This is a genomic window from Rhizobium sp. 10N414, from assembly GCF_056394785.1.
Genome location: NZ_JBFTIN010000011.1, coordinates 107,605 through 123,966, shown reverse-complemented (window position 1 = coordinate 123,966; position 16,362 = coordinate 107,605). Strand labels below are relative to the sequence as shown.

Here is a 16,362-nt window from a genome sequence, read left to right as displayed (position 1 = left end):
CCCATGTCTTTCAGAAATATCTGCATCTTCGGCGCCGGTGCACTCGGCGGCGCCATCGCTGCCAAGCTTGCCTCTTCAATCGGCGCAGAGGCGACAGTTTCGGTCGTTGCCCGCGGCGCTCATCTCGACGCCATCCGACGCGATGGGTTGCGTCTCATGGAGGCGGACGTCGAAGCACCCCTCACCATAAACCTCACGGCGACCGACAATCCGAGGGAACTGCCGCCGCAGGATCTCCTCATCACCGGGCTAAAGGGCCACCAGCTCAGCGCCGCCGCAGAGGGAATCGGCCTTCTGCTGAAAGATGGCACACGCGTGATGATGATCCTCAACGGCATTCCGTGGTGGTATTTTCATCGCGATCAGGACAGTGGGCATGCGGAACTACAGTTCGATGAGCTCGATGAGGGCGGCAAACTATGGCGACTTGTCGGCCCGGAACGCGTCATCGGCTGCGTCGCCCATCAGGGCGCTGAAGTCAGCAAGCCCGGTGAGATCAGGCTCAGCAACAAAGGGCATTTCATCCTCGGCGAGCCCTCCGGCGACATCAGCAATGATTTGCGCAACGTCGAAGCGCTGCTGCAGCGCGCCGATATCGGCGTGAAGCTCTCGAGCCGAATTCGCGACGACATCTGGAGCAAGCTGATGGGCAACGCCTCCTTCAACCCGATAAGTGCGCTGACGCGATCTTTGATGTCCAACCTGATGGCCGATGCGGCAATCACCGACCAGATCGGCAAGGTCATGAAGGAGGTAAAGGCGGTCGGAGAGGCGCTCGGCGCGAATGTCGGGATGTCCGTCGAGCAGCGACTGGAACAGGCCCGACAGATCGGGCCCGTTCGCACCTCTATGCTCCAAGACCTCTTGGCGGGAAAGTCGCTCGAGACTACGCCGCTGGTGGGAATGGTCGTTTCACTGGGCCGCCTGACGGCAACGCCGACCCCGGTTTCAGAAACGATCCTGGCGCTGGTGTCGCAGCTCGACCGTGAGAATTGCCAAATCGGCTAACTAAGTAGGGCGGCCCGCCGCGAAGCCGCTCAGAAATTGCCTTAGCAAGTCTCCAGAGGACTCTCCATTAGAAGAAACTTATTTCAACCACGCTGCGATACGTTCGATTGCTTCGATGATCTCGGCTTCGGAACCGGCGTAGGACATGCGCATCGAGCGATTACCTTCCAGCGGGTCGAAATCCAGGCCCGGCGTCGCGGCGACGTTGATCTGCGCCAACATCCGCTTCGCGAAGGCCATGCTATCATTGGTAAAGCGCGTTACGTCGACATAGGCGTAGAAGGCGCCATCCATCGGCGATGCGATGGACAGGCCGATCTCCGGCAGACGCTTCAGCAGAAAATCGCGGTTGGCCGCGTAGCTCGCCTTGTAGACATCGAGTTCCGCGGCCGCGCCGAGAGCGGCCGTCGCGGCGATCTGCGAGAGTTCGGGCGGCGAGATGTAGAGGCTTTGCGCGACGCGCTCGATCGGGCGCACCAGCCGCTCGGGCAGCACCATCCAGCCGATCCGCCATCCCGTCATGCAATAATATTTGGAGAAGGAGTTGATGACGATCGCCTCGTCGGTCAATTCCAGCGCGCTGGTCTCTTCGCCGGCAAAGGTCAGTCCGTGGTAGATTTCGTCTGAAATGAACGCGATCGAATTGGCCGCGCAATAGTCGGCCAAGGACTTCAGCCCCTGGCGGCCGGTCACGGTACCTGTCGGGTTGGCGGGGCTCGCCAGCAGAACGCCCTTCAGCCTGACATTGTTTGCCGTTTGCGCGGCCTCGAGACTCTCGGGCGTCAACGTGAAGTGGGTTTCGGCCGTTACCGGCACCTCGATCACCCTCAACCCCAACGCGCCGAGGATGTTGCGGTAGGCGGGATAGCCCGGCCGGGCAATCGCGACCGCGTCGCCGGCATCGAACAGCGAGAGAAACGCCAAATTGAAGCCGGCGGAAGAACCCGTCGTTATCGCGATCCGTGCAGGATCGATTTTCAGCCCGTGACGGCCGCGATAATGGTCGGCCAGCGCTTGTTTCAGTCTCGTCGTACCAAGCGCGTCCGTGTAGCCGATCTTGCCCTCCACAAGCGCAGCCTGCGCTGCCTCCCGCGCGGCCCGCGGCGCCGGATGGGATGGCTGGCCGACGGCCATGGAAATGACCGGATGGCCGTTCGCTCGCCGCCTTGTCGCCTCCGCCAGAACATCCATGGCATGAAAGGGTTCGACTTCGCTGCGTTGGGAAATGGAAAACAAGATCGCTTCTCTCTAACTTTGCTTGCGGCCAGACAATTGCCGCAATAATCGGGTCATCACAATCCCGCGATTGAACCGCGGATGCGAAAATTCCTGTTTGAAGACGACCGGACGCACCGTAATTTGGCGGCAGCGGCGTGCCGCCGTTAACCGGGCAGTGTTATTCGACGCCTAGAACCGACGCATGTAAACTGCTGATGACGAGGATATAATGGCCATACTTCCGAAAATCTTCACCGCGCTCGCGCTCACTGCCTCGGTGGCAACTGCCTATCCGGCGGCAGCACTCGACGACGCGCAGAAGAAGGAGTTCGGCGAGTTCATCAAGCAATACCTGATCGAAAATCCAGAGATCATGCTCGATGTTCAGGATGCGCTGCAGAAGAAGCAGGAGCAGGCGCGCCTCGTTAAAGCCAACGCCGTGATTGCTGACAACAAGTCGACGATCTTCGATTCGAAGTATGACTTGGCGATCGGCAACCCGAAGGGCGACATCACGATCGTCGAATTCTTCGATTACAATTGCGGCTATTGCAGGCATGCGCTTTCGGACATGCAGACGATGCTCGAAAAAGACAAGAACGTCCGCTTCGTGCTCAAGGAATTCCCAATCCTCGGACCGGAATCGGTTGCCGCACACAAGGTATCCGACGCATTCCGCAAACTGGCGCCGCAGAAATATAGCCAGTTCCACATCGCATTGCTTGGCCGCGACGGCCGCGCCGACGAAGCGAGCGCTCTCGAAGTCGCAGAGTCCCTTGGCGTCAGCGAAAAGCAGATAAGGGATGAGATGGCCAAGAGCTCCAGCGATGCTTCCGTCAAGGAAACCTATGACCTTGCTCAGAGCCTCGGCATCACAGGCACACCGTCCTATGTGGTCGGCAACGAGCTCGTTCAAGGCGCGGTTGGCTTCGACGACCTTGAAGCCAAGGTGAAGAATATGCGCGCCTGCGGCAAGACGAGTTGCTGAGGCGACGCTCATCAAATCGCCAAAATCGAAGCGTTTCAGCCATGTGGACAAATATGGCGTGATTCGGGCTGCGCTTCCCAAAGGGCTTTCATTAGGCCCGTGGGGAGTCTATAGGTTGCCGTCCCGCACTTATTGGAACATTCGATGACGCAAACGATATTCGTCCTGAACGGCCCCAACCTGAACATGCTCGGCAAAAGAGAGCCCGGCATCTATGGTGGCAAGACCCTTCAGGATATCGAGGCGGACTGCAAGGCGGCCGGGCGTGAGCTCGGCTTCGATATTGATTTTCGCCAGAGCAATCACGAAGGCACGCTCGTTGATTGGTTCCATGAAGCGAACGACAAGGCCGTTGGTGTCGCGATCAATGCAGGTGCCTACACGCATACGTCGGTCGCGCTCCACGATGCAATTCGCGCTATTTCCATTCCGGTAATAGAGCTCCATATCTCCAACGTTCACGCGCGGGAAGAATTCCGCCACAAGTCGATGATTGCGCCAGCGGTGAAAGGCGTCATCTGCGGCTTCGGGCCTTACAGCTATATTCTGGCGCTCCAGGCGCTGAAGAATCTTACGGCATAAAAAGAAGACAGGGCAAACACTCATGGCTGAGAAGAAAAACGGTATCGACCAGGCGCTGATCCGCGACCTCGCGAACATCCTCAACGACACGGATCTGACGGAAATCGAAGTCGAGCAGGACGATCTGCGCATCCGCGTTTCGCGCGCCGGCAACACCCAGTACATTCAGGCTCCGATGGCTGCGCCCGCGTTCGCAGCGGCTCCGGCCGTAGCGGCCCCGGCAGCTGCAGCACCTGCGGCTCCGGCAGCGGCGGTACGCAACCCTGCCAACACTGTCAGCGCTCCGATGGTCGGCACCGCCTACATGGCTCCGGCTCCCGGTGCACGCGCCTTCATCGAGCTCGGCGCGACCGTGAAGGAAGGCCAGACGCTGCTCATCATCGAAGCGATGAAGACCATGAACCAGATTCCTTCGCCGAAATCCGGGAAGATCACCGAAATCCTCGTCGAGGACGGAAGCCCCGTCGAATACGGCCAAGCCCTCGTCGTCATCGAATAAGGCGGGCGTCATGGTCTCGAAAATCCTCATCGCCAATCGCGGGGAAATCGCGCTTCGCGTGCTGCGCGCTTGCAAAGAGCTCGGCATCCCGTGTGTCGTGGTCCATTCGACCGCCGACGCCGACGCCATGCATGTGCGCCTCGCCGACGAGAGCGTCTGCATTGGTCCTCCGCCCTCACGCGACAGCTATCTGAACATCCACCAGATCGTGGCCGCCTGCGAGATCACGGGCGCCGATGCTGTGCATCCTGGTTACGGCTTCCTCTCCGAAAACGCCAAGTTTGCGGAAATCCTGGAAGCGCACGGCATCACCTTTATCGGCCCGACGGCGGAACACATCCGGCTTATGGGTGACAAGATCACCGCCAAGACGACCGCCCAGGAGCTCGGCATTCCTGTCGTTCCGGGTTCGGACGGCGAGGTAAAGACCGAAGAAGATGCGGTGCGGACGGCTGCCGAAATCGGCTATCCGGTGCTGATCAAGGCAACCGCCGGCGGCGGTGGTCGCGGCATGAAGGTTGCCAAGTCCGAGGCCGACCTGATCGAAGCCTGGTCGACGGCCCGTACCGAAGCGGCGGCCGCCTTCGGCAACGATGCGGTCTACATGGAAAAGTACCTCGGCCAGCCGCGCCACATCGAAATCCAGGTGTTCGGTGACGGCGAAGGCAATGCGATCCATCTCGGCGAACGTGATTGCTCGCTGCAGCGCCGCCACCAGAAGGTCTGGGAAGAAGCCAATTCCCCGGCTTTGAACGTCGAGCAGCGCATGAAGATCGGCCAGATTTGTGCCGACGCCATGAGGAAGCTGAAGTATCGCGGTGCCGGTACGATCGAGTTCCTGTACGAGAACGGCGAGTTCTATTTCATCGAAATGAACACCCGTCTGCAGGTGGAACATCCGATCACCGAAGCCATCACCGGCATCGACCTTGTTCACGAGCAGATCCGCGTCGCTTCGGGCGGCGGGCTCTCCGTCAAGCAGGAAGAGATCAACTTCAACGGCCACGCCATCGAATGCCGGATCAACGCCGAGGACGCGCGGACCTTCGTACCCTCCCCGGGCACGATCACCCACTTCCACGCACCGGGTGGACTTGGTGTTCGCGTCGATAGCGGCGCGTACCAGGGCTACAAGATCCCGCCGTACTACGACAGCCTCATCGGCAAGCTCATCGTCTTCGGCCGTACGCGCGTCGAATGCATGATGCGTCTGCGCCGCGCGCTCGACGAGTTCGTCGTCGACGGTATCAAGACGACGCTTCCGTTGTTCCAGGATCTGGTGGACAATCAGGATATCGCCAACGGCGACTATGATATCCACTGGCTGGAAAAATATCTGGCCAAGAAACCGGCGTAACAAAGAATGGCAGGATCGCGCAGGAAGTCTCCAGGCATAACACCGGAAATCCTCCTGCGCGCCTACTCTATCGGTCTTTTCCCAATGGCCGAATCGGCTGACGATCCAGAAATATTCTGGGTCGAGCCCGACCTTCGCGGCGTCCTGCCGCTCGACGAATTCCACGTTTCCAAAAGCCTCGCCAAGACGATCCGGCGCAAGCCGTTCGATATCCGCTTCAATTACGATTTCGACGCGGTCATTGCGGCCTGTGCGGCAGAGACCGGGGACAGGCCCAGCACCTGGATCAATCAGACCATCAAGACGCTATATTCGACACTGCATCGTATCGGCCATGCTCACTCGGTCGAGGCCTGGGACGGCGACGAACTTGTCGGCGGATTATACGGAGTGTCGCTGGGCTCGGCATTCTTCGGCGAAAGCATGTTCTCGCGGCGGACCGACGCCTCGAAGATCTGCCTCGTTCATCTGGTGGAACGGCTGCGCGCCAAGGGTTTCACCTTGCTCGATACGCAGTTTACGACCGAGCACCTGAAGACGTTCGGGGCGATCGATGTTCCGAAGAATGAGTACGCCCACATCCTCACGGCGGCAATGGAATCGCCGCACCTTGAATTCTAGGAACTAGTTGGCTGCCTTGTCAGGCGCGGGAACGTCCGAGTTCTGCTTGCAGTCCTTTAGCCAGACGTCATAGATCGGATGCTCTACGGCATTGAGGCCGGGGCTGTCGGCAAACATCCAGCCGGTGAAGATGCGGCGGATCTTACGGTCGAGCGTGATCTCGTCGACTTCCACAAAACCATCGATCTTCTGCGCTTCCGCCTGATCGCGCGAATAGCAGGCCTTCGGCGTCACCTGCAGCGCACCGAACTGCACGGTCTCGTTGACATAGACGTCGAAGGTGGTGATACGGCCGGTGATCTTGTCGAGGCCGGAGAAAACCGCAACCGAGTTCTCAATGCGGGCAGCGGAGGCAGCCTGCGGCAGAAGGATCGAGCCAAGCACCAGGGAAAGCCCGGCGGCACGCAGGAGCTGGTTCCGCGTGATAAGCTTCATATCTGCCCGTCTCCACAGCGTCTGAAAATCGAAGGCCGCAATCGCTGCGGCCATTCTGCGGGTAATAGTCAATTGTGGCTAAAAGCAGGGTCGGCGACCAGCTGCTCAGTTGCCAGGCGTCCAGGCGTCGTAGTCGCCGGTAACCCGCGGACGTTCGCCGGGAACGACGAGCGAGCCCGGCGGACGATAAGCCTGCGGCGACCCGGTCGGGTTTGCGCGATGCGGCTTCTGCCATTCCTTGGCAACGTAGTTTTCCTGGCTCGGCGGGACATTCGTGCGATGATGCATCCAGCCATGCCAGCCCGGCGGAATTGCAGAGGCTTCGGCATAACCCTTGTAGATCACCCAACGCTTCGGAAGACCGTAGGATGACATACCGCCTTCGTAATAAACATTACCCAATTCGTCTTCACCGACGCGCTTGCCAAAACGCCAGGTCGCAAAACGCGTACCGATCGTCTGACCGTTCCACCAGGTGAAGATTTGCACGAGGAGATTCTTCATGTCTTTTCCTTGAGCTAGCCGGAAGGCAAGCGGGACCAGAATTTGATCCCTCGCTTATGCCGCCAGCGATCCGCATTGTCCAGTGATTCCGGTGCCACACCGGCTCATTTCAGCGCCATCTTGAAGCCGAGATGCGATTGCTTGAAACCAAGTCTTTCGTAGAAGCGGTGCGCATCCGTGCGGCTGGCATTCGACGTCAGTTGCACGAGCCGCAAACCGCGACGTTTTGCCTCCGCAATGGCAAACTCAATCATCTGGGCACCGATGCCCTGGCCACGCATGTCACCCCGCGTCTGCACCGCCTCAATGATCATCGACGAGGAGCCACGACCGATCAGCGACGTCAAGACCATGGTCTGAAATGTGCCTACGACCTGCCCGTCACACTCCGCGACGTAAAGCGTTTGGTCGGGCGATGAAGCAATCCGCTCGAAAGCCCGAAGATACTTGCCGAATATCTCGGGCGCGGTCGTGTCGCCGTGACCGCCGAGTTCATCAGCGGCAAAGATGGCAACCAGCGCGGCGACGTCGGAGCTGCGTGCCTCGCGAATCGTGGTTTGGCTCATGATCGTATTGCGGCCTAGCGCTGTTCGAGAAATTTTTCGAGGATCAGCGTCGGTATGCCGGATTGGCCCGGCCCGTCGTTTTCATTGCGGCCGACATCCTCGAAGCCGTGAGCATGGTAGAAAGCGATCGCCGTCTTGTTCCGCGGCTCGACCTCGAGGCGCATGATTTCGGCATCGGGAAAGCAGGTTTCCAACTCGGCAAAGATCTCCCGACCGATGCCCTGGCGATGCAGCGGCGGACGGACATAGAGCAGGTGCAGCATGACGGTTTTTGTCATCTCGTCGGACATGGCGGCATAACCGATGCCGCCGATGTCCTTGCCGTTGTCGGCAACGAGGAACTCCGCATTCTTCTTCGCCAGCCGCGCCTGAAGCGCAGCTGGCGAAAAAAGGTGAGCAATGATCTCATTCACCTTTGCTTCGCCGTAGAGGCCCGCGTAGGTTGCGCGAAAACCCTCATCTAGCAAAGTGCGCATCTTGCTGAGATCACCCTCGCTGGCAGTGCGCACGAAATACACGGTCTTACTCCTCGATGCCGAGCTTCGCTTTCACGAGAGCCTGGACGGCCTGCGGGTTGGCCTTGCCGCCGGTGGCCTTCATGACCTGACCAACGAACCATCCCGCAAGCGTTGGCTTGGCCTGGACCTTTGCGACCTGATCGGGGTTGGCGGCGATGATCTCGTCCACGGCCCGTTCGATCGCGCCGGTATCGGTCACCTGCTTCATGCCTCTGGTTTCGACGATCTCGGCCGGATCGCCACCCTCGTTCAGCACGATTTCGAACAGGTCCTTCGCGATCTTTCCGGAAATAGTCTCCGCTTTGATGAGGTCAATGATCGCACCAAGCTGAGCCGGCGAAACGGATGTTTCCTCGATGCTCTTGCCCGTGCGGTTCAGGGCGCCGAGCAGATCGTTGATGACCCAGTTGGCAGCCGTCTTGCCGTCGCGGCCTTCCGCCACGGCTTCGAAATAGTCGGCGATCGCCTTTTCCGAGACCAGGACGGAAGCATCGTAGATCGAAAGACCGAGTTCGCGCACGAAGCGCTCCTTCTTGTCATCAGGCAATTCCGGTAGGTCGGCTTCGAGCGCCTTGACGAAGGCATCGTCGAACTCCAGCGGCAGCAGGTCCGGATCCGGGAAGTAGCGGTAGTCGTGCGCATCTTCCTTGGAACGCATCGAACGCGTCTCGCCCTTGTTCGGGTCGAAGAGACGGGTCTCCTGCTCGATCTGCCCCCCGTCCTCAAGAACGCCGATCTGGCGCCGGGCTTCATATTCGATTGCCTGGCCAATGAAGCGGATGGAGTTGACGTTCTTGATCTCGCAACGCGTGCCGAAGCCTTCGCCCGGACGACGGACGGAGACGTTGACGTCAGCGCGCATCGAGCCTTCGTCCATGTTACCGTCGCAGGTGCCGAGATAGCGGACGATCGAGCGCAGCTTCGTCATGTAAGCCTTGGCTTCATCCGACGAGCGCATATCCGGCTTGGAGACGATCTCCATCAGCGCGACGCCCGAGCGGTTCAAGTCGACGTAGGACATGGTGGCATGCTGGTCGTGCAACGACTTGCCGGCGTCCTGCTCCAGATGCAGACGCTCGATGCCGATCTCGATATCCTCGAACTGACCCTGGCGATCGGGGCCGAGCGAGATGATGATCTTGCCCTCGCCGACGATCGGATCCTTGTACTGCGAGATCTGATAGCCCTGCGGCAGGTCGGGATAGAAGTAGTTCTTGCGATCAAACAGCGAGCGCTTGTTGATCTGCGCCTTCAGGCCCAGGCCAGTTCGGACGGCCTGCCTGACACATTCCTCGTTGATAACGGGCAACATGCCGGGCATGGCCGCATCGACGAGGGACACGTTGGAATTCTGCGGCTTGCCGAATTCCGTTGCTGCACCCGAGAACAGCTTCGAATTCGACAGCACCTGCGCATGGACTTCCATGCCGATGATGACTTCCCAATCGCCAGTGGCGCCGGGAATGAAGCGTTTCGGATCGGGCGTGCGAACGTCGACAATGGTCATTGAGATGCTCTTTTCAGGCTGTTCTGTTCAACTGGTGAGGTAACGGAAATGGCTTGCCGGTGCAAGGCTTTCGGCTATTCCGCGGCGGGGAGCCAACCGGTTTGGGGCGTGTTAACTCAATGTCGCTAGCGTGACCCGCATGATGGCAACCGATATCCTCAAGTTCATCGCGCTTTTCCTGGCACTGAATGCCTTCGTGTTCTCGATCTATTTCCTCGACAAGCAAGCCTCTCGCCACCATGGCACGCGGATCAGCGAGAGGACCTTGCTGACGCTTGCATTCGTCGGCGGCAGCCTCGGCGCTGTTTGCGCGCAACGGCTCCTGCGCCACAAGACCCGGAAGGAACCCTTCCGATCGAACCTCAGAGCGATCGTCGTCTTTCATGTGGTGGCCACGCTTCTGCTATCGGGCGCTCTCGGCTACTTCACGCTGGAAGGTCAGTTGCTAGACTAGCCCGTAAGTGCCATCGTCCGCAGATTCCAATGACTTTGACAGGCCGACGGACGGCACATCACGATCGAGCTTGGGATTGTAGGCAATTGATAGCCAATGAATTGCGTATCCATGCTTCTGGAAAAAGCTGATCGCTTCGGAGTTCCCTGAGTGCGTCTGCATCATCGCCGTATCGAACCCCTGCGCTGCGATGTCTTCTTCGATATTCTGCAAGAGTGCCGTTCCGAGACCATGACCGACAAAGGCAGGATCAATCCAGAAATCCGAAATCTTCTCGTCGAGGCTCTCGCGTGCTGCCCATCCTGCCGGATGTCCGTTCCATTCGATGACAGTGGCGGTGATCCAGCTACTTGCGACGAAATTGAAAAACGCACTTCGGGCGGCATCGACCATGGCATCTCCTTCGCCGATGGCCGCCATGGCCTTCTGCCAGGCTCTTACTCCGATCTCGCTCAAGAGCTCCGCTTCGTCTTCGCGGGCATTGCGAATATGGATCAACACTACCTCCGCGTTTCCACGAAAGTAAATCACCGAATCACCCCGTTCTCCAAGCCTTGCGTTTCGTGCGCGAGGCGCGGCAGAAAGATCCTCTATCGGTTGCAAATCTTGACGCGATGTCGCCTAGCCAGTATCAAGGCCGCATGTTGAATTCGTCTTCTCAGACCCGGTAGAGGCCCTGCCCGCAGGTTTTCCTTGCGCGCACGGGCCCGAAAAAAGCGAAGCCCTGACGCCTCTTCGGGCGCCAGATCGTTTTTGCGCGCCTTCATGGCGCAAGACCGGATCAACATTCCATGGATATTTCACGCACGGAGCAGCGCATCCTGCACCTATTGGCCCAAGGTGGCCGCATTGAAATCGAACGCGACGACAACCGGAAAATCGAGGCCGTAAAATGCTTCACTCGCGACGGCTGGGTCTATCCCGGCTTCGGCCTCGAGCTGTTTCGGAAACTGAAGCAGAAGCGGGCCATCAAATCGTCGGGCGGCAAGCCTTACCGGATCACCGAACGAGGACTGGTTCTCGTAAGAGCAGAACAGGACAACAGATAGCTGTCCAAGCCGCGCGTCGCATGGCGCGCGGCTCCCTTCAAAGGTGTTTGGAAAGCGCCGCCTTCATCACCGACCATTCTTCGGCAACCGTACCGCTTCCGCGGCGTTTGCCTGCGCGGCGATACCAATAATCGGCATTCCAGTCGTCGCCCTCGATGCGGTGGCAAATGGCATGCCCCCAGTCGAAAGGTGCCTCGCCCTCATGCGCCTGGCAGACTTCATGCACGGCTTGCCATTCAGGACCCACGGTGAAACCTGCCGCCGATAGGCGGTCGAATGCTTCGATCATCAGCGTGATATCTGACGCCGACATGAGCCTCCTCCTGGGTGTCACCAGCGATGGACAAACGCGAAATCCGCGACCCCTGAGGTAGCGGACTCAATCACCCGACAACGAAGCGGCCGCCTCTTGGGCGGCTGATACCGATGCGACTCGTTACCACCACTTGGCGGGCGTGAACTTGCCTGCGGCCTGTTCGATCACATGCGCCGTCTTGAAGAGCGTTTCTTCATCGAACGGCTTGCCGATCAGCTGCAGACCGAGCGGCAGGCCGCCATGGTCCAGACCAGCAGGAACGGCGATACCCGGCAGGCCGGCCATGTTCACCGTCACCGTGAAGATGTCGTTCAGGTACATCTTGACCGGATCGGAGGCGAGATTCTCATCGGCGACGCCGAAGGCGGACGAGGGGGTTGCGGGCGTCAGGATCGCGTCGACGCCGGCGTTGAACGCCAGTTCGAAGTCGCGCTTGATCAGCGTGCGGACCTTCTGGGCCTTGATGTAATAGGCGTCATAGTAGCCGGCCGAGAGGACGTAGGTACCGATCATGATGCGACGCTTGACTTCCTTGCCGAAGCCCGCTGCGCGCGTCTTTTCGTACATGTCGACGATGTCCTTGCCATCGACGCGCAGGCCGTAGCGGACGCCGTCATAGCGGGCGAGGTTCGACGAGGCTTCGGCCGGGGCGACGATGTAGTAGGCCGGCAGGGCATATTTGGTGTGCGGCAGCGAGATGTTGACGATCTCGGCGCCGGCGTCTTTCAGCCAGGCAATTCCCTGCTGCCAGAGCGTTTCGATTTCCTCCGGCATGCCATCGACACGGTACTCGTTCGGAATGCCGATCTTCATGCCCTTCAGCGACTGGCCGAGGGCTGCCTCATAGTCCGGAACCGGCAGATCGACGGAGGTCGTATCCTTGGGATCGACTGAGGCCATCGACTTCAGGAGGATTGCGGCGTCGCGCACATCGCGCGCGATCGGGCCAGCCTGATCGAGCGACGACGCGAAGGCCACCGTGCCCCAGCGCGAGCAGCGGCCGTAGGTCGGCTTGATGCCGACCGTGCCGGTGAAGGCTGCGGGCTGGCGGATCGACCCGCCGGTATCGGTTGCCGTGGCGCCGGCGCAGAGGTGAGCTGCAACGGCTGCTGCCGAGCCGCCGGAGGATCCGCCGGGCACCAGCTGCTGGTTGGAGCCGGCCGAACGCCAGGGGTTGATCACTGCGCCGTAGTAGGAGGTCTCGTTGGAGGAGCCCATCGCGAACTCGTCCATGTTGAGTTTGCCGAGCATCACGGCACCGTCGTCCCACAGGTTCTGGGTGACGGTCGACTCGTAATGCGGCTTGAAACCGTCGAGGATGTGGCTGCAGGCCTGCGTATGAATACCTTCGGTGGCGAACAGGTCCTTGATACCGAGCGGGATGCCTTCAAGCGCACCGCCCTTGCCGCTGGCAAGCCGCCCATCGGAGGCTTCGGCCATCTGCAGCGCCTTCTCCGGCGTAACCTTGACGTAGGCGTTGAGCTTGTCGTTGGCGGCCTCGATCGCCGAGATGTAGGCCTCGGTCAGTTCGGTCGCTTTGATCTCCTTGGCGCGCAGCTTCGTGCGGGCTTCGGCAATGGTCAGGCTGGTAAGTTCGCTCATGGTAATTCGCTTCAAATCTGGAATGGCAACGGGTTCGGAAAGCGGCGAAAAGCCTTATTCGACGACCTTGGGTACCAGGAAGAAATTCTGATCGGTAACGGGCGCATTCGAGACGATGTCGGCGGCCTTGTTGCCTTCGGTAACTTCGTCCGTGCGCTTCTTCATCTTCATCGGCGTGACCGATGTCATTGCCTCGACGCCTTCGACATCGACTTCGGAGAGCTGCTCGACAAAACCGAGGATACCATTCAACTCGCCAACCATGCGGTTTGCCTCTTCCTCCGAAACGGCAATACGGGCAAGGCGCGCTACGCGCTTAACGGTGGCAAAGTCGACGGACATGACATTCTCCGGATAGGATTTTTCCTACCCGCTATAAAGGCCATGCCCGCCACGTGCAACGGGCATGGCCTTTGGATTGTGTAGAATTCCGCGACCGAAGTCGACGCGGTTCAGCGGACCTCGACTAGAGAGAAAGGCTTTCGCCCGGCGTCGGCGTTTTCACCGCCGTCTTCGATCCATCCATGCCGGAGACGAACTTCTCGGGCGTCTGGTCGATGATCGGGAACGTGCCGTAGTGGCAGGGTATGGCGGTCTTGAAGTTAAAGTAACGCTGGCAGGCGAGAGCGGCAACCGCGCCGCCCATGGTGAATCGGTCGCCAACCGGCACGAATCCGATATCCGGCTGGTGCAGTTCGTTGATCAGCGCCATGTCGGAGAAGATGTCGGTATCGCCCATGGCAAGAATAGAAGCCTCCTCGTCGAAATGCAGCATCAGGCCGTTGGCATTGCCGAGCGCATGAGAGACGCCGTCCTCGGTGATCTGCGCGGACGAATGCAGCGCATTGGTGAAAGTCGCCGAAAAACCGTCGAACGAGATCGTGCCGCCGGTGTTGCCCGCTTCGATCTTCGTCAGGCCCTTCGAACCTAGCCAGGCGGCGAGATCGGCATTGGCGAGAACGACCGCACCGGTTTCCTTGGCAAGCGCAACCGAGTCGCCGACATGGTCGCCGTGACCGTGCGTCAGAAGAATATGCGTGACGCCGCGGGCAACATCCTTTGCAGCCTGCCCCGCAAAGGACGGATTGTGCGTGAGGAACGGATCCAGCAGGATTTTTGCCCTTCCGATCTCGATGCGGAAAGCAGAGTGACCAAGCCAAGTGATCTTCATGAAATTCTCCTTTATTGCCGATGCAAAAGCCTGCTTTGCTCGTTATGGACATATCCGATGCCGCTACAAAGAAAAGCGGCACTGCTTCAAATTCTTTTGACGGGATGGAACGACGATGACGGTGCTGACGATCGAAGAACTGGCAACTGCGCTGCAGCCGGGACAGGCGATCGCGGGTCTCGATCTCGGCACGAAAACGATCGGGCTTTCGATGTCCGATCTCGGCCGGCGCTTTTCGACGCCGCGCCCTGTCATCAAGCGCGAGAAATTCACGATCGATGCGGCAACGTTGCTGGAATTTGCCGAGAAGGAGAAGGCCGCGGCCTTCGTCATCGGCCTGCCTATCAACATGGACGGATCGGCCGGGCCGCGCGTGCAGGCAACACGCGCCTTCGTGCGCAACATGGAGCAGAAGACCGCCTTGCCCTTCGTCTACTGGGACGAGCGTCTGTCGACGGTCGCTGCCGAGCGCGCGCTACTGGAAATGGACGTATCGCGCAGGCAGCGTGCCGAGCGCATCGACTCGGCGGCGGCAAGCTTCATTCTTCAAGGAGCGCTCGACAGGCTTTCCTTGCTCGGCAGAGCGGCATGGGACGATTTCGATGCGTGACGGGCACGCCACCATGCGGTGATCGCCTTACGCCGGCGGAACCCAATAATTGCGAAAACGACAAGACTGTCGACGACGATCGCACGGGCGACCAGCGGCGGAATGGTTTCCGGAGGAATGCCGAGCACCTTCCCATAAATCTCGAAGGTCAGGTCATGGACTTGCCTGCTGAGCATGAAGATACCGAAATTCATGTCGTAGTAAGAGAGCCAGTACCATCCCGCTAGGAAGACAATGGGACCGGCCCAGAAGATCAGGAACCACTTCATGCGGTCGTCTCTCGTTCTTTTCGAATGGATAGTCCCTCGTAAGACACCGCCCATATCGACAACGCCATCGAACCCAGAACCAGCGCCGGTACGGCAATATCCAGCGCAAGCACAGCGAAAAACATCATCGCGGCAACAAGAAACGTGGCTCTCGCGATTTTGGTTCCCATGGTCCCAGACACCCAACATTTTGGACTGCCCAGCAACGTGACTTGTTAACCGCGAGAGCGCAACGTAAACCATTTGTTAAGGTTAACGCGTAACGGGACGCCTGTGGATGGCCGAACTCGCCTCAGCCGTAGACTCCGCGAACGATGCGCTTCAGGGCGGTCGCCGCCTTCTCCCAATCCCTCGGCGTTTTCAATGCGAGGCCCGCGCATTGATCGCTCGAGGACGCGGAAAGCACGAGATGCTGGATAGCTGCGATCAGAATCGCATTGACGGCCAGGACGTCGACACCCTTCGGCGGCGTCAGCGATCCGCGCATGCGATCGAGCCAGTTTGCCAAGGCCTTCGACCGCGCCTCCGAAAGCCGCCTCACCTGCTCGGTGTTTTCGGAAACTTCCCAGGCGACGATGCGGCGAACAAGCGGATCGTCTCGCAAGGCCTCGAGGAACAGCAGCGATAGCCGCTCCATCAGATCGCCGTAAGTCAGGAGAAACATGCCGCCGGTATCTTCGGGAATGCGATCCTTGACCCAGGTACCAAGATCCGCGCCGATCGCCTCCACCAGCCCGTTGAGGCCGCCATAGTAGCGGTAGATCAGCTGCTTGTCGCACCCCGCGCGGCGGGCAACGGCGTTGATGCCGAAATTCTGGAACCCCTCCTCCGCCAGCAGCGACTTGGCTGCCCAGAGGATCGCTTTCTCCGTCGCGCTTCGGTCGCGGATACGCTTTTCGGGTTCGACGACGACGCTGCCGACTACGGGCGCCAACACCATGGGATCATTGAGCATCAGGGATTCGGTCCGAATTGTCACTTTGCGGTGAGTAGCAACGCCGCTCGGACCCGGCAACGGACAGGCCGCTCAAAGATTGTGGACAGTTTGCTATGGGTGCAAACAGGTGAGCAGGTGTCACCGCTCAGCG

The 16,362-nt window shown here is 59.6% G+C and carries 23 protein-coding genes; 9 read left to right on the top strand and 14 right to left on the bottom strand.

Going from position 1 to position 16,362, the window contains the following annotated elements; genetic code table 11:
- Positions 1 to 3: 3 nt before the first annotated feature.
- A complete protein-coding gene (locus tag AC1DE4_RS13110) occupies positions 4 to 1,008 on the top strand; it encodes a ketopantoate reductase family protein (RefSeq protein ID WP_018856998.1) in 1,005 nt (334 codons plus the stop codon).
- Between the two features lie 78 nt (positions 1,009 to 1,086).
- Here AC1DE4_RS13110 and AC1DE4_RS13105 read toward each other — a convergent pair whose 3' ends face one another.
- Positions 1,087 to 2,244, bottom strand: a complete 1,158-nt coding sequence (locus AC1DE4_RS13105) for a pyridoxal phosphate-dependent aminotransferase (RefSeq protein WP_477881539.1) — start codon at positions 2,242 to 2,244, stop codon at positions 1,087 to 1,089.
- 211 nt (positions 2,245 to 2,455) lie between these two features.
- On the opposite strand from AC1DE4_RS13105, the gene AC1DE4_RS13100 reads away from it, so the two are divergent.
- The 5 genes from AC1DE4_RS13100 to aat all read left to right on the top strand — a co-directional run bounded on the left by AC1DE4_RS13100 (position 2,456) and on the right by aat (position 6,273).
- On the top strand, positions 2,456 to 3,214 hold the full coding sequence (locus tag AC1DE4_RS13100) for a DsbA family protein (RefSeq protein WP_018857000.1): 759 nt from the start codon (positions 2,456 to 2,458) through the stop codon (positions 3,212 to 3,214).
- Positions 3,215 to 3,358: 144 nt separating this feature from the next.
- On the top strand, positions 3,359 to 3,796 hold the full coding sequence (gene aroQ / locus AC1DE4_RS13095; RefSeq protein WP_018857001.1) for a type II 3-dehydroquinate dehydratase: 438 nt from the start codon (positions 3,359 to 3,361) through the stop codon (positions 3,794 to 3,796).
- A gap of 22 nt (positions 3,797 to 3,818) precedes the next feature.
- The gene (gene accB, locus AC1DE4_RS13090; protein WP_018857002.1) at positions 3,819 to 4,295 is read left to right on the top strand and encodes an acetyl-CoA carboxylase biotin carboxyl carrier protein; all 477 of its coding nucleotides are present in this window, start codon (positions 3,819 to 3,821) and stop codon (positions 4,293 to 4,295) included.
- Between the two features lie 10 nt (positions 4,296 to 4,305).
- Positions 4,306 to 5,652, top strand: a complete 1,347-nt coding sequence (accC, locus tag AC1DE4_RS13085) for an acetyl-CoA carboxylase biotin carboxylase subunit (RefSeq protein WP_018857003.1) — start codon at positions 4,306 to 4,308, stop codon at positions 5,650 to 5,652.
- 6 nt (positions 5,653 to 5,658) lie between these two features.
- Positions 5,659 to 6,273 (top strand): leucyl/phenylalanyl-tRNA--protein transferase, encoded by a 615-nt coding sequence (aat, locus tag AC1DE4_RS13080; protein WP_018857004.1) that lies wholly within the window; start codon positions 5,659 to 5,661, stop codon positions 6,271 to 6,273.
- Positions 6,274 to 6,276: 3 nt separating this feature from the next.
- Here the strand turns inward: aat and AC1DE4_RS13075 are convergent, their stop codons facing one another.
- From AC1DE4_RS13075 to gatB, 5 genes are all read right to left on the bottom strand, one after another.
- The gene (locus AC1DE4_RS13075; RefSeq protein WP_018857005.1) at positions 6,277 to 6,708 is read right to left on the bottom strand and encodes a DUF2155 domain-containing protein; all 432 of its coding nucleotides are present in this window, start codon (positions 6,706 to 6,708) and stop codon (positions 6,277 to 6,279) included.
- A 105-nt stretch (positions 6,709 to 6,813) separates the two neighbouring features.
- Positions 6,814 to 7,212: an NADH:ubiquinone oxidoreductase subunit NDUFA12 gene (locus tag AC1DE4_RS13070; protein WP_007792741.1), complete on the bottom strand. Its 399-nt coding sequence runs from the start codon at positions 7,210 to 7,212 to the stop codon at positions 6,814 to 6,816.
- A gap of 104 nt (positions 7,213 to 7,316) precedes the next feature.
- The gene (locus AC1DE4_RS13065) at positions 7,317 to 7,778 is read right to left on the bottom strand and encodes a GNAT family N-acetyltransferase (protein ID WP_477881537.1); all 462 of its coding nucleotides are present in this window, start codon (positions 7,776 to 7,778) and stop codon (positions 7,317 to 7,319) included.
- Positions 7,779 to 7,792: 14 nt separating this feature from the next.
- Positions 7,793 to 8,296: a GNAT family N-acetyltransferase gene (locus AC1DE4_RS13060; protein ID WP_018857007.1), complete on the bottom strand. Its 504-nt coding sequence runs from the start codon at positions 8,294 to 8,296 to the stop codon at positions 7,793 to 7,795.
- A 4-nt stretch (positions 8,297 to 8,300) separates the two neighbouring features.
- Positions 8,301 to 9,803: an Asp-tRNA(Asn)/Glu-tRNA(Gln) amidotransferase subunit GatB gene (gatB, locus tag AC1DE4_RS13055; RefSeq protein WP_018857008.1), complete on the bottom strand. Its 1,503-nt coding sequence runs from the start codon at positions 9,801 to 9,803 to the stop codon at positions 8,301 to 8,303.
- A gap of 139 nt (positions 9,804 to 9,942) precedes the next feature.
- Here gatB and AC1DE4_RS13050 point away from each other — a divergent pair, with 139 nt between their 5' ends.
- Positions 9,943 to 10,257, top strand: a complete 315-nt coding sequence (locus AC1DE4_RS13050) for a DUF1294 domain-containing protein (protein ID WP_018857009.1) — start codon at positions 9,943 to 9,945, stop codon at positions 10,255 to 10,257.
- Here the strand turns inward: AC1DE4_RS13050 and AC1DE4_RS13045 are convergent.
- Positions 10,249 to 10,755, bottom strand: coding sequence for a GNAT family N-acetyltransferase (locus AC1DE4_RS13045; protein ID WP_026371764.1), 507 nt, complete (start codon positions 10,753 to 10,755; stop codon positions 10,249 to 10,251). The two genes, AC1DE4_RS13050 and AC1DE4_RS13045, sit on opposite strands and share 9 nt — an antisense overlap.
- 293 nt (positions 10,756 to 11,048) lie before the next feature.
- Here AC1DE4_RS13045 and AC1DE4_RS13040 point away from each other — a divergent pair, with 293 nt between their 5' ends.
- Positions 11,049 to 11,306, top strand: coding sequence for a YjhX family toxin (locus AC1DE4_RS13040; protein WP_007792755.1), 258 nt, complete (start codon positions 11,049 to 11,051; stop codon positions 11,304 to 11,306).
- 37 nt (positions 11,307 to 11,343) lie between these two features.
- Here the strand turns inward: AC1DE4_RS13040 and AC1DE4_RS13035 are convergent, their stop codons facing one another.
- The 4 genes from AC1DE4_RS13035 to AC1DE4_RS13020 all read right to left on the bottom strand — a co-directional run bounded on the left by AC1DE4_RS13035 (position 11,344) and on the right by AC1DE4_RS13020 (position 14,395).
- Positions 11,344 to 11,619 (bottom strand): hypothetical protein, encoded by a 276-nt coding sequence (locus tag AC1DE4_RS13035; RefSeq protein ID WP_018857011.1) that lies wholly within the window; start codon positions 11,617 to 11,619, stop codon positions 11,344 to 11,346.
- A gap of 123 nt (positions 11,620 to 11,742) precedes the next feature.
- Positions 11,743 to 13,224, bottom strand: coding sequence for an Asp-tRNA(Asn)/Glu-tRNA(Gln) amidotransferase subunit GatA (gene gatA, locus AC1DE4_RS13030; RefSeq protein ID WP_018857012.1), 1,482 nt, complete (start codon positions 13,222 to 13,224; stop codon positions 11,743 to 11,745).
- A 54-nt stretch (positions 13,225 to 13,278) separates the two neighbouring features.
- Complete coding sequence (gene gatC, locus AC1DE4_RS13025) at positions 13,279 to 13,566, bottom strand: Asp-tRNA(Asn)/Glu-tRNA(Gln) amidotransferase subunit GatC (protein WP_018857013.1); 288 nt, start codon at positions 13,564 to 13,566, stop codon at positions 13,279 to 13,281.
- A gap of 124 nt (positions 13,567 to 13,690) precedes the next feature.
- A complete protein-coding gene (locus AC1DE4_RS13020; protein ID WP_018857014.1) occupies positions 13,691 to 14,395 on the bottom strand; it encodes a metal-dependent hydrolase in 705 nt (234 codons plus the stop codon).
- Between the two features lie 115 nt (positions 14,396 to 14,510).
- On the opposite strand from AC1DE4_RS13020, the gene ruvX reads away from it, so the two are divergent.
- Positions 14,511 to 15,005 (top strand): Holliday junction resolvase RuvX, encoded by a 495-nt coding sequence (gene ruvX, locus AC1DE4_RS13015; protein ID WP_018857015.1) that lies wholly within the window; start codon positions 14,511 to 14,513, stop codon positions 15,003 to 15,005.
- Here the strand turns inward: ruvX and AC1DE4_RS13010 are convergent.
- The 3 genes from AC1DE4_RS13010 to AC1DE4_RS13000 all read right to left on the bottom strand — a co-directional run bounded on the left by AC1DE4_RS13010 (position 14,942) and on the right by AC1DE4_RS13000 (position 16,229).
- Complete coding sequence (locus tag AC1DE4_RS13010; RefSeq protein ID WP_018857016.1) at positions 14,942 to 15,274, bottom strand: DUF6105 family protein; 333 nt, start codon at positions 15,272 to 15,274, stop codon at positions 14,942 to 14,944. The genes ruvX and AC1DE4_RS13010 overlap by 64 nt on opposite strands.
- Entirely contained in the window at positions 15,271 to 15,444 is a 174-nt protein-coding gene (locus AC1DE4_RS13005) for a hypothetical protein (RefSeq protein WP_018857017.1), read from the bottom strand. The genes AC1DE4_RS13010 and AC1DE4_RS13005 overlap by 4 nt, the downstream gene beginning before the upstream one ends.
- Before the next feature lie 122 nt (positions 15,445 to 15,566).
- Positions 15,567 to 16,229, bottom strand: a complete 663-nt coding sequence (locus tag AC1DE4_RS13000; protein WP_018857018.1) for a TetR/AcrR family transcriptional regulator — start codon at positions 16,227 to 16,229, stop codon at positions 15,567 to 15,569.
- Positions 16,230 to 16,362 lie beyond the last annotated feature (133 nt).